Origin of the sequence: Streptomyces sp. NPDC101151, assembly GCF_044768335.1 — a bacterium.
In the GTDB taxonomy this organism is placed as follows: Bacteria; Actinomycetota; Actinomycetes; order Streptomycetales; family Streptomycetaceae; genus Streptomyces.
This window is the reverse complement of the sequence record NZ_JBIWPP010000077.1, coordinates 1-11,517: the sequence shown is the minus strand read 5'-3', so window position 1 is coordinate 11,517 and position 11,517 is coordinate 1. Positions and strand designations below refer to the sequence as shown.

11 protein-coding genes and 2 pseudogenes are annotated in these 11,517 nt (G+C 71.1%); 3 read left to right on the top strand and 10 right to left on the bottom strand.

What is annotated here, in order from left to right; translation table 11 throughout:
* Window positions 1–211: 211 nt before the first annotated feature.
* Window positions 212–934: a dienelactone hydrolase family protein gene (locus ACIRU3_RS46445; protein WP_404070322.1), complete on the bottom strand. Its 723-nt coding sequence runs from the start codon at window positions 932–934 to the stop codon at window positions 212–214.
* A 344-nt stretch (window positions 935–1,278) separates the two neighbouring features.
* Between ACIRU3_RS46445 and ACIRU3_RS46440 the strand changes: the two genes are divergently transcribed.
* Entirely contained in the window at window positions 1,279–1,524 is a 246-nt protein-coding gene (locus ACIRU3_RS46440) for a hypothetical protein (protein WP_404070320.1), read from the top strand.
* 43 nt (window positions 1,525–1,567) lie between these two features.
* Here the strand turns inward: ACIRU3_RS46440 and ACIRU3_RS46435 are convergent, their stop codons facing one another.
* Window positions 1,568–1,699: a hypothetical protein gene (locus ACIRU3_RS46435; protein ID WP_404070318.1), complete on the bottom strand. Its 132-nt coding sequence runs from the start codon at window positions 1,697–1,699 to the stop codon at window positions 1,568–1,570.
* 53 nt (window positions 1,700–1,752) lie between these two features.
* On the opposite strand from ACIRU3_RS46435, the gene ACIRU3_RS46430 reads away from it, so the two are divergent.
* Window positions 1,753–1,899: a hypothetical protein gene (locus ACIRU3_RS46430; protein WP_404070316.1), complete on the top strand. Its 147-nt coding sequence runs from the start codon at window positions 1,753–1,755 to the stop codon at window positions 1,897–1,899.
* A gap of 311 nt (window positions 1,900–2,210) precedes the next feature.
* Here ACIRU3_RS46430 and ACIRU3_RS46425 read toward each other — a convergent pair whose 3' ends face one another.
* From ACIRU3_RS46425 to ACIRU3_RS46415, 3 genes are all read right to left on the bottom strand, one after another.
* Window positions 2,211–3,620, bottom strand: a complete 1,410-nt coding sequence (locus ACIRU3_RS46425) for a ricin-type beta-trefoil lectin domain protein (RefSeq protein WP_404070314.1) — start codon at window positions 3,618–3,620, stop codon at window positions 2,211–2,213.
* A gap of 46 nt (window positions 3,621–3,666) precedes the next feature.
* Entirely contained in the window at window positions 3,667–4,464 is a 798-nt protein-coding gene (locus ACIRU3_RS46420) for an IclR family transcriptional regulator (protein ID WP_404070312.1), read from the bottom strand.
* Between the two features lie 129 nt (window positions 4,465–4,593).
* Complete coding sequence (locus ACIRU3_RS46415; RefSeq protein ID WP_404070324.1) at window positions 4,594–6,480, bottom strand: protein-arginine deiminase domain-containing protein; 1,887 nt, start codon at window positions 6,478–6,480, stop codon at window positions 4,594–4,596.
* A gap of 733 nt (window positions 6,481–7,213) precedes the next feature.
* Between ACIRU3_RS46415 and ACIRU3_RS46410 the strand changes: the two genes are divergently transcribed.
* Entirely contained in the window at window positions 7,214–7,384 is a 171-nt protein-coding gene (locus ACIRU3_RS46410; RefSeq protein ID WP_404070310.1) for a hypothetical protein, read from the top strand.
* 1 nt (window position 7,385) lies between these two features.
* Here ACIRU3_RS46410 and ACIRU3_RS46405 read toward each other — a convergent pair whose 3' ends face one another.
* From ACIRU3_RS46405 to ACIRU3_RS46385, 5 genes and pseudogenes are all read right to left on the bottom strand, one after another.
* On the bottom strand, window positions 7,386–8,030 hold the full coding sequence (locus tag ACIRU3_RS46405; protein ID WP_404070308.1) for a TetR/AcrR family transcriptional regulator: 645 nt from the start codon (window positions 8,028–8,030) through the stop codon (window positions 7,386–7,388).
* A gap of 326 nt (window positions 8,031–8,356) precedes the next feature.
* Entirely contained in the window at window positions 8,357–9,355 is a 999-nt protein-coding gene (gene gap, locus ACIRU3_RS46400; RefSeq protein ID WP_404070306.1) for a type I glyceraldehyde-3-phosphate dehydrogenase, read from the bottom strand.
* 104 nt (window positions 9,356–9,459) lie between these two features.
* Window positions 9,460–10,416: a GlxA family transcriptional regulator gene (locus ACIRU3_RS46395; protein WP_404070304.1), complete on the bottom strand. Its 957-nt coding sequence runs from the start codon at window positions 10,414–10,416 to the stop codon at window positions 9,460–9,462.
* A gap of 217 nt (window positions 10,417–10,633) precedes the next feature.
* Window positions 10,634–11,400, bottom strand: a pseudogene (locus ACIRU3_RS46390) (NPP1 family protein).
* A gap of 26 nt (window positions 11,401–11,426) precedes the next feature.
* Window positions 11,427–11,517: pseudogene (locus ACIRU3_RS46385) on the bottom strand (chitinase); the annotation flags it as partial.

Sequence of the window (11,517 nt, the reverse complement as noted above, 5' to 3'; positions counted from 1 at the left end):
GAGATCCGCGACGACATCCACGAAGCGTTCCTCACTCTCGGATGCGCACTCATCTGCTGGCGACGCCTGAAGTCATTCCGATAGGAGTTCTAAGAGCCTGTGAACAAGCCCCCATCTGCGCAGCGGCGTCCGGCACGCACGCTCGCGGGTTTCCGAAAAGCCCCGGTCGACCGGCTTGGTTTGCGGTCCGGGATCGTGGTTGCCGACCAGATCACTCCGTTATGGGCAGGCACTCGGCGAGCAGGTCGACGACGTCCTGCCAAGCTCGCTGCGCGTGCTGAGGGTGAAAACCGACCCCAGGAAGCACGATGTGGTCGACCGGTGGGTGATGGAAGGCGTGCAAGGCGCCGCCGTAGACCACGAGGCGCCAGTCAACGCCCGCAGCCTGCATCTCGGCAGTGAATGCGTCCCGTTGCGCGGGCGGCATGATCGGGTCTTCCGACCCGACCCCGGCCCACACCGGGCAGTGAATGCGCGCCGTCTCGCCTACTCGGCCCGTGGTCAGTCCGTTGACTGTCGCGATCGCGCGCAGGTCGACGCCGTCGCGCCCGAGTTCCAGCGCGATTGCGCCCCCGGTGCCGTAGCCGACGGCGGCGATCCGGTCCGGGTCGGTCCGCGGCTCGGCGCGGAGCACGTCGAGCGCCGCGTGGCCGATGCCTCGCATCCGGTCGGGGTCAGCGAGCAGCGGCATGCAACGGGCCAGCATCTCCTCAGGGTCGCCCAAATAGCGCCCGTGGAGGTCGAAGGCCAGAGCCACGTATCCCAGTTCGGCGAGCGCATCGGCCCGCCGGCGCTCGACATCGCTGAGCCCCATCCCCTCGGGCCCGACCAAGACCACGGGCCGGCGGTCGACACCCGCCGGGAGCGCGAGATGCCCGATCATCGTCAGGCCGTCGGCCGCGTATTCGATCGTGCGCGTTGTAACCGTCGTCATGAGCCTGGACTGTAGTGATCGTCGAGCCCGGTCGGGCCGGTGTTCTGCCGCTGGCAGAAGGCAGGTCTCCGGCGCATTCCGGAACCACCCCGTCAGCGGTTCAGCTCAGAGCCTGTGAACAAACCGCCGTCCGCCCGAAGGGCGGGCGCACCGGACGCCGCTGCTCGCGGACGGGGTTTGTTCACAGGCTCTAATCGACCCGGGAAGCCAGCGTTGGAAGGAACACAGGTACTTGTCGACCTAGGGCAGGACTCCGCAGGTCAAGGCCCGCCGCCGCGGGCAGTCCCGCGAGTACTTCGTGCTGGCGACCGTCTACTGGGACGCCGGAACCGCCCGACAACAACTTGGCGGCCTGGCCCTCCGAACGGGGCCTGCGGATCGGCTGCCAGCGGCTCAACTCCCGCTTCATCGCCTACCGCAAGGCCCTGGCCTGGACGACGGACTCGACTTCCACTCCTTCCGCAGGTCCTACGTCACTCACCTCATCGAGGACGGAGAAGCCGGAGAACGTCCGCCGCCACTTCAAGCCGTCGCCCGAGGCGATCTCGGAGCTGACCAGCCTTCTGGCCCCGGGCGACGCGCGGCGCTGAGTCACCTGTCTGGGCCAAACGCGCGAACCGTCCTGGTTGGATGTCACGAGGCCCCTCCGGCGAGCGCGGCCAGGCGCTCCATCTCGTCCACTCCGTCGTTGCAGCACTGCCCGTACACCAGCCGCCGCCGCATGGGCTGCTCGGGCAGGCGGACGTCGAACGGCGTCTCCGGCACCCGCGAGGGCCTGGCTGCCGCCCGCGCGCGGCCGGGTCGGCGGCCGGCCCACGGTGGCCGCCCCGGACAACATCCGGGCCGCCCGCGATATGCTGCCCGACCCCGACAACTCGATCACCTCGATCGCTCGTCTGCTCGGGGTCAGCCCCGGAACCCTCTACAACCACATCCCCGCCCAGGCCGAGGCAGGCACCCGCTGATCCCCGCCGACCACCGGCGCAAGGGCTGCTCGCTGCAGCTCGGCACCGAGGCCCACGGCCAACCAGGCCCCTTCGGCACCTGGAGCGAGGACGACGAGCAGGAAAAGCCCCGGCGAAGACCGGGATGAGGACGGCACCGCGTACCGCTGAGCGGTCCCGGCCCGGCGGCCGGCCCACGCGACCCGCACTCCCAGAACGTCACGGCAGCTACAGAGGGCTACTTGTCACTTCGCCGTAGCTTCGGGAGCACAGGGCCGGGACCTGCTGTCAGGGGCGGAGGCCGCCGTTCGCTTTTCCGCGAGGCGGGGCCGTCAGTCCCCCTTCTCGTCGGGGCCGGTGGAGGTGTCGTGCGGGGCGAAGAACCAGCGCTGGGAGGCCGTGGGGCTCGCGCAGTTCGTGGCGTTCACGAGATCGCCGACGAGGCTGGGGCGCGGTATGGCGTTCAGGCAGCCCTGGTCGAGGAAGATGAAGCGCTCGTTGTGCAGCCGGAAGGTGTTCTCACTGGCCGGTTCCATGTACCAGGTCTGGTCGGGGATATTGCGGCAGGGCCGCATGTCGACAGCGGCGAAGCCCTCGTGTGGGAGGAAGATGTTCATCTCCGCACAGCTGTTGGTCTCCGGATCGCGCAGCCGCAGCTCCCTGCTGCTGGTCCACTCGGGGACCCACTTCTCGTGGTTCGGGCTGGGCTGGTTGCGGTGCAGGTAGGCGCGCACATGCGTGCCGGGCAGCGCGAGGGGCTCGGAGGCCAGCATCCGGCCGGTTTGGATGTTCTCCAGCCCGAGCGGGCCGGGGTGGGCGACCGACAGATCACCCGGGGAGAAGTTGACTTCCGGGTTGGAGTCGGCCGGGGGCGCGAGGAACCAGTGCTGGCTGTCCTTCTCCTGGCAGGAGGTCAGCTGGAAACGGGAACGGTCCTGCGGGCTGTGCGAGGTGCCGACGTCCAGACACATGCCGAGTGTGCCGCTGCGGATCTGGTACTGCTCGTTGCCGAAGGACAGCAGCCGCCAGCGCTGGCCGTAGTGGGAGGAGCAGTCGCGCAGCACGGGAACGAAGTGGCCCGGGCTGTCCGGCTCGGCGTTGAGGCACCTGCCTCCGGCGAGCCGGATGCGGGCGGTCTGGGTGCCGTCGAATTCCAGGTCCCAGTGCTGACTGGGTTCTCCACTGCGGTCGGCGGTGACGACGGACGCGCCGTCGCGGTTTCCGTTCTCGGTCTCCAGCACGCCGCCGTTCTGCATGTTCTCGATGAAGCGGGGGCTGGTGAACAGGGAGTGCGGCTCCGCCGAAGCGCGCAGGCCGCCGACGCCGACGGCGTAGTGGTCCGCCGAGGCGCCGTTGAGACGTCGTCTGGGATGGTCAGTGATTCGGGTGGACGACACCAGGTAGTCCAGCTCGCGGTGCTGGTCGTGGGTGGGCTGGCCGGTGTTGTAGATCTGGGCGCCGGGCGGAACGGGGAAGTGACCGGGTTCGTCGTTGAAGTCGGCACCGACCGTCCAGGAGCGGCCCGGCACCTGGTTCACGAACCGCGCGATGTCGTTGAGCATCTGCTGCGACTCGTTGGTCGGATTCGCGTCACCGGTGGGCCGGCCGTGGAAGGTGAAGTACCAGTCGTCGCCGAACAGCACGCCGAGCGCGGCCCGCCCGCCCGGCACCGGGCTGGGTATCGCGGTGACCTCGTCCGGCTCCCGCTGGGTGACCACGGCGACGTTGTTGCGGCCGATCAAGGGTGGGCGAGTGAAGCGTGTCCATCAGAAGCTGTGCCAGGGCGTTTCAGCCCACGTAGCCCATCCGGTGGCTGATCTCCTGCGCGCCCTTGAGCAGCACGGGTGCCAGCTCGTGGATGCGTTCCTCGGTGAAGCGGTATGCGGGGCCGGAGGCGCTGAGGGCGGCCATGACCTCGCCGTCGCGGGAGCGGATCGGGGCTGCCATGGCGTGCAGTCCGAGCTCGAATTCCTCCAGCGTCACCGCGTACCCGCGCTCCCGCGCCTCGGCGAGCTTCTTCTCCAGCTTCGTCCGGGCGGTCAGGGTGTGCGGCGTCAGCTTCTGCAGGCCGGATGCCGAGAGCACGTCGGCGCGCTCCTTCGCCGGCAGATGGGCGAGCAGGATCTTGCCGCTGGACGTGGCATGCAGCGGCGTGAGCTGTCCGACCCAGTTGTGCGTGCCGACCGCGCCGGGGCCGCGCACCTGGTAGAGGTTGACCGCGTAGTGCTCCTGCAGGACGGCGATGTTGACGGTCTCGCCGATCTCCTCGGCGAGCCGCTCGCACACCGGCCTGCCCTGCTGAGTGATGTCGAGACGGCCCGTGACCGCTCCCGCCAGACGCACGATGCCGAACCCGAGCCGGTACTTGCCGCGCTCGGTCGCCTGCTCGACCAGCCCGCGTGCCTCCAGCGCCCCGAGCAGGCGGAACGCGGTCGACTTGTGGACGTCGATCTCGGCGGCGACCTCACTGACACCCGCCTCCCCGCGCTGGGCGAGGATCTCCAGGACGCTGACGGCACGGTCGACGGACTGCACCCCGCCCACCGCGGGACCTGCCGTTTCACCGTCGGCCGTGTGGTTGCTCATGACGCAACTATACGCAGTGGTGCCCATGGGCCGCGTGGGTACGGCGGGGGGCCGAAGGCGGCACAGCCACGGGGCCGGCACAGGGGCGGGGTGAGCCGTCGAGGCGGTTCACCCCGCCTCGACGGACCTCTACCGGGTCTGCCACCAGGCAGCCGACACGTCGCGCAGCGTGTTGGTGCCGCAGTGCACCTCACCCATCCCGAGGTGGTAGGTGTACCAGTCGTCGATGTAGGAGACCTTCAGGCCCACGCGACGGTAGACCGCGTTGACCGCCTCGGTGAAGATGTCCTTCCCGCCGATCACCGGTCCCCACTGGCGAGGGGCCAGATACCGGTCACGGCCGAGCAGGACACCGTTCACGGCCCCCGGGACATAGGCGCTGGTCGTCACAGTGGCCGGTGCCGCGGCACGGGAGCCGGCGGCGCCCGGCCCGGCAAGCCACCGCTGCTGACCGTGCTCCCTGAGCGAGTCCAGCAGGCCCGGAGTACCACCGATGCGGGTCAGGCGCGGTACAGGGACGCCGCGGCCGCGGGCCGACGATGCCTCCGCCTCGCGTGTGTACAGGCCGGGAACGCGGACGATCTCGTCCTCGGTGACACCGGTCTCGCGCTTGAGGATCTCCAGGTCGGCCGCGATGCGCTTGGCCGCCATCGTGTTGTCGGCGACGAAGTGCCGGGAAGCGAGGACCTGGTTGATGGTCTCCTTGGGCGCGGGCGCGCCCGGCAGGCCCGGAACGGAGAACATCCTGGTCCTCCCGTGGCCGTCGCGCTTCGCGTCACGCAGCAGCCGCAGGCCCGCCTCGGGGTCGGCGATCCCGATGCGCCAGCCGCGCGGGGTGTCGGCGGGCAGGAACTGCACGAACTCGTCGACATGACCGACGCCCAGCCAGGAGGTGTCCAGCAGCAGCGGGTCCTGCAGGCCCTGGGACTTCAGCAGCGTGCGCATCACCTTCGAGGTCCGCTCCCCGCTGTCCTTGCGCCAGCCCTGGATGATCCGCCCCGCGGGGAAGGAGCGGCCGTTGTGGGCGTAGGGCGGGATGGTCTCCAGGTTGCCCATCGAGTTGAGGGACCAGTCGTCCGGCTGCGACCGGTCGGAGACCTGCACGACGCCGGTGTCCCTGCCGCGCACCTTCTCGAAAAGCTCCCGGCCCGCCGCCCGGTCGGGCTGGGCCGAGCGCAGCATCACCCGCATCGCCTGCCGGTGTCCGCCGGGCCCGGTCATGCTGACGTACGCCGGCTCGACGAAGTCCTGCGCCCAGACGTCCCCGTACTTCTCGAAGGTGACCAGCGGCTCGGTGACCCCGGCCTTCTTCACCTCCCTCGCCAGGCCCTTGACGAACTTCCGCTGCAGGCGGCCGAATTCGCCGGCCCCGCGCACCTTGGTCACCATCACCTGCCGGGTGTTCTGCAGATGGTGCTGGGTGAGGAGGGGCGCGACCCGCAGGGTGACCTCGTCGGACGTGGTCGTGCCCGCGGACGTGACCGTCAGGTCGAGCACCGTCCGGCCGTCCCACTTGCCGCTGTCCCTGATCACGTCGGTGGCCTCGACGCCGAGCTCCACGCCGGACCGCAGTTCGGCGGCGGTCAGCCGGGTCCGGGGGGTGACCAGCACCCAGGTGCCGGAGCGCTTGACGAAGACGTGGGTGTGCGTGGCTCCCGTCGTGACCTTCAGGCTGCCCTGTGCGTCCTTCCCCAGGCCGGGCAGGGGAACGGAGCGGACCCGGGCGAGGTCGTCGGCGTCCGCGCGGCCGTCGACCTTGGTGTCGGAGGCGTCGTTGCACGCGGCAAGCTTGGCGTCGGGCAGCGGTCTGCCGCCCTGGCCGGTCGTCGGACACCGTTTGCTGTCGTCGTCGATGTTGGGCAGCTGGATCGCTCCGCGGCCGACGGACCAACTGTCCTCGCCGGCGGTGTCGGTGTCGCCGGTGACGTCGACCTGCCCGTCGCGGTTGACGTCCGCCCGCAGATCGGCACGGGCGGCCGGCTCGGCAGCCCCGGCGGAGGCGGCCGGGGCTGCCATGACCGACCCCACCGCGGCGACGGCGAGGACCAGTCCCACCGGGGTCTTGTGTATACGCGCACCTGAGCGCACGGCGTGTCCCTTCCGGGGTGACGGGGATGTGTCGCCGAGCAAGAGGAGGAACACCGGCAGTGCGTTCACTGTGGGGCGTGGAGTTCGTACCCGGGTCTGACGGGGATCGCACCGGAGTCGTACGGAGTCCGGCTCCGCGCTGCCTGAGTGACCGTCACCCGGCTGTGACGAACGGGCCGCGGCGGGCTGTCGCCGGGAACGGGCGCCGACGCACGAACGACGGTGCCGGGCGCCCCTCCCGGCACCGTCCGGGGCCGTGTGCCGCTCAGCGTCCGCGGTTTCCCGGCGCTCACCCAGCCGGCTCCCGGAACCCTGCGGCACGTGGACATCACCGCGCATGACATCCCGGCGCGCGGCGTGGCGCGACCACTGCCGATCAGTCGGCTCACCATCGGTGTCGACGGACTGATGTCGACGGGCTGAGGGCCTCCGGTGACGCGGACGAGGCCCACGCGCGGTCCGCCGACGCGACGGCGTTCCTCTCGTACGACGACCTGTCGAACGCGCTCGGTCTGCGGCTCTCCCGGGACCACGAGCGGGGCCGGGTCCGGGTGTCCCTCGGCCTGCCGCCGGGCGGCGAGGACACCGTGAGCACGGCCGTCTCGGCATTCCCCGGCAACCGCACCGCGCGTTCACGGACTTCCGGGCCGCCCGGGGAGCCGTGCCCGGACCGGCCGAGGCCCTGCTCGACAGCATCTTCGCGAACCCGATCCCCTTGCGGAACATCCCCGAGGGACTTCACCTGCGGTCGGTGACGCCGACGGCCAGCGGGGTCGACGCCCGCTTCACCGGACGCACGGTCACCTTCCGCCCGGACTCCTCAGCGACGTGACCTACTCCCGGTCGGCCTTTGGTCCTTCGGACACGACCGCCTTCACCACGTCGACCGCCTGCCGTTCCGCTATGCCCGCCGCGACCAGCGTGGCGACGGCCGTGCGGGTGCCGTCGTCCTCCCACGCTCCCGCGTTGACGCTCTCCAGCAGAGACAGCGTCAGGGCCTCCAGGCCCGCGTTCAGCACGGCCGGCGGCAGGTGGCCGTGGAACACACCCTGGCGCTGTCCGCGCTCCAGGATGACCGCGGCCGCCTCGCGGGCCGGGGAGAGCACCTCGGACACCCGCTCCACGCCCAGGTCCTGGCGGGCCAGCGCCAGCAGCAGCCGATAGCGGTCACCCACGGGCCAGATCGCGAGAACGAACCGAGCCAAGGCGCGCTCGGGCGACTCCCTCGCGTCGGGCTGCCCGGCGACTGCGGCCTGCAGGGCTTGCGAAGCCTCCTCGGCGAGCGCCTCGACCAGCGCGGCGCGCCCCGGGAAGTGCCCGAAGAGCGTGCGCCGTACGACACCGGAGGCGCGGGCGATCTCCTCCAGGGTGACATCGGGGTTCCGGCCCAGCTCCTGCCGCGCGGTGGCCAGGATGCGGGCCCGGTTGGACCGGGCGTTGCGCCGGATCGGCTCGCGGGCCACGGGCTTCGATGCCACGGCACAACCTCACGGACTCGCTGGGGTGCACGGACGTGCAGGCAGGACGACTCATCCTGCCATGGCCGGGACGAAGAGAAGCGGCGCACCCGGTTGTGCCGGACCGGCGCCGGGAGCATCCGCCTGCGGTTCCCGAGGGGGCGCAGGGGCAACGGGAACTGCGTCGGCTCCGGAACGCGGTCCGCGCGACGGTGTGTTGCGTGCCCCTCCGGCACAGAGGCAGGCGTGGGCAGTGGAACCGTGGCGGTCGGCCGTCGCGGGGAGGCCGGCATCGGAGGCAGGGGCCGGGGGCGGCCGCCGGAGGTGGGGCCGCCCCCGGTGCTCGGTCAGTGGGCGGCGAGGTGTCCGAGGGTGTCGATCACTCGGTTCGAGAAGCCCCACTCATTGTCGTACCAGGCGACCACCTTGATGTGGCGGCCGTCGACACGGGTCAGCGCCGAGTCGAAGATCGACGAGGCCGGGTTGCCGGTGATGTCGGCCGACACGAGCGGGTCGTCCGAGTACTCGAGGATCCCGGCGAGCGGCCCCTCCGCCGCGGCGCGGTACGCCGCCAGCACCTCGTCGCGCGTCACGTCGCGGGCGACCGTCGTGTTGAGTTCGACGATCGAGCCCACCGGAACCGGCACCCGGATCGAGTCGCCCGACAGCTTGCCGTCGAGGTTCGGCAGCACGAGGCCGATCGCCTTGGCGGCACCCGTCGTGGTGGGCACGATGTTGACCGCGGCGGCACGGGCGCGACGCGCGTCGCGGTGCGGACCGTCCTGCAGGTTCTGCTCCTGCGTATAGGCGTGCACCGTCGTCATGAACCCGTGCTCGATACCCGCGAGTTCGTCGAGCACCGCGGCCAGCGGCGCAAGGGCGTTGGTCGTGCACGAGGCGTTGGAGACGATCGTGTGCAGGGCCGGGTCGTACGCGTCGGTGTTGACGCCGAACGCGAGCGTGACGTCGGCGCCGTCCGACGGCGCGCTGACGAGCACCTTCCTCGCGCCCGCGTCGAGGTGGGCGCGGGCGGCCTTGGCCGAGGTGAAGCGGCCGGTCGCCTCCAGCACGATCTCGACGCCCAGCTCGGCCCACGGCAGCTGTGCCGGTTCGCGCTCGGCGAGCACCGTGATGCGGCGGCCGTCCACGACGAGGGCGTTCCCGTCCACGGTCACCGGGCGACCGAGCCGGCCGGCCGTCGTGTCGTAGGCGAGGAGCCGCGCGAGGGTGGCGGGCTCGGTGAGGTCGTTGACGGCGACGACCTCCAGGTCGCTGTCGCGCTCCAGCAGCGCGCGCAGCACATTGCGTCCGATGCGGCCGAATCCGTTGATGGCGATGCGAGTCATGAGTCGTGTCCCTTCGGTTCGCCACCAGGTTCCCGGCCGGCGGCCGGCCGGGACAGCGGCGCGATCGCCATGGTTCGAAAGGATCGCGCCACCTCGGCGGTGGTCTACTCGCCCTTGGTGAAGGTGCGCCGGTACTCGCTCGGCGTGGTGCCCAGGATGCGCTGGAAGTGCAGGCGCAGATTCGCGCCGGTGCCCAGGCCGACATCGGTGGCGATCTGCTCCACGCTCCGCTCCGAACGCTCCAGCAGCTCACGGGCCATGTCGATGCGGGCGCGCATGACCCACTGCATGGGCGTGTACCCGGTGTCCTCGGCGAAGCGCCGGGAGAAGGTGCGCGGCGAGACCGCCGCGTGCCGGGCGAGCGCCTCCAGGGTGAGCGGCCCCGCGAGGCGGTGCAGCGCCCACTCGCGTGTGGCGGCGAACCGCTCGCCGAGCGGCTCGGGCACGCTGCGCGGCACGTACTGTGCCTGGCCGCCGCTGCGGTAGGGGGCCGCGACCAGGCGCCGGGCCGCGTGGTTCGAGGCGGCCACGCCGAGGTCGCCGCGCAGGATGTGCAGGCACAGGTCGATGCCCGAGGCGGCGCCGGCCGAGGTGAGCACGCTGCCCTCGTCGACGAACAGCACGTTCTCGTCGACGCGGACGAGCGGATGCTTCGCCGCGAGCGCCCGCGCGTAGTGCCAGTGCGTCGTGGCGCGCCTGCCGTCGAGCAGGCCCGTGGCGGCGAGCGCGAAGGCACCCGTCGAGATGGCGGCGAGGCGCGCGCCCCGCTCGTGGGCGGCGATCAGTCCGTCGACGACGGCCTGCGGCGGGTCCTCGCGGTCCGGGAACCGGTAGCCGGGAATGAAGACGATGTCGGCCCACGCCAGCGCTTCCAGGCCGTGGGCGGCGTGGTACGACAGACCGTCGCCACCGGTCACGAGACCGGGTGCCGCGCCGCACACCCGTACCTCGTACGGCATGCTCGCGCGGGTCGTGAACACCTGCGCGGGAATGCCGACATCCAGCGGCTTCGCACCTTCGAGCACAAGGACGGCGACGCGACGAAGGCGGGAGACTGGCACGGAAAGCAGGGTACGTGGTGGTGCGGCTGCGCCTGCGATGCGTCGACTGCGGCACGCGCACGGGCGTCCCCTCGGCAATCGGCGACGCGCGGCGACCGGCGCCCCTGGGTAATCCGCAGGTCCGCCTGGGTTTCCGGCACCGGCCGGCACCCGCCGGACCGGTCACCGCCGCCGTCGCCCTGCGCGTCGCCCCCCCCGCATACCACCGCCCTGACCGTCAGGCGTTGGGGTCGAACGGGATGCCCGACGGGATGGAGTGCGCCAGGGCGTACTGGAAGTCGCCATCCTTGATCTTGATGGTGGCCGCGCCGAAGTTGGCGCCCAGGAGCCGGTCGCGGTAGTCGGCGGGGTAGCCGTTCCACCCCACCAGACGGGGGTAGAACCAGCCGCCGGTCACATTCTCCGGGGGCTCGTCGTTGGTGTTGGCGAACCGGAAGTCATGGGTGGACACTCCGTCCTTGTGGTAGACGATCTTCGGGTGCGTACCGTCGAAGCGGACCGAGGAGCGGGCGGCCACCTGGTAGCCGCTGTGCTGGGACACCGAGACGTACTGGACCTGGTTGTCGTTGATCCACACCACGACGTGCTCCCAGTCGTGGGTGTGACCGATCGCCGCCGGGCCGAGCGTCGCCTGGTCCTTCTCGAAGTAGCTGGCGTACATCACCGCGCACCAGCCGTTGTTGCACTTCTCGCGCGAGTAGGTGTTGGCGTTGGCCAGCTGGGCGTAGTCGTGGCAGTGCCCGTTGACGTCGCCGCCGAGCTTCAGGCCCGGGTTGAGGGTGCCGTCGCCCCGATGGCCGCGGTGGCGTAACAGCCGTCGCCGTCGTAGTCGTAGGCGGGGGAGAAGGTCTGCTCCAGGCCGTCGGCGTTCTGCGGCAGCAGCTGCAGGACGTTCGCGTGGGCGCTCGCCGGGACGGCCACGACGAGCGTCATCGCACCGAGTGCGCCGAGGAGGACCTTGGTCAGAGACGTCGATGTGCGCATTGCGGCTCCTTGTGGGGCGGCTGGCGTCAGCAGTACAGGTCGGCGCCCGGGGAGACCCCGAGGATCTGGGTGATGCGCTGGTAGGCGTCGACGCGGCTCTGTACCTGTGCGGGGTTT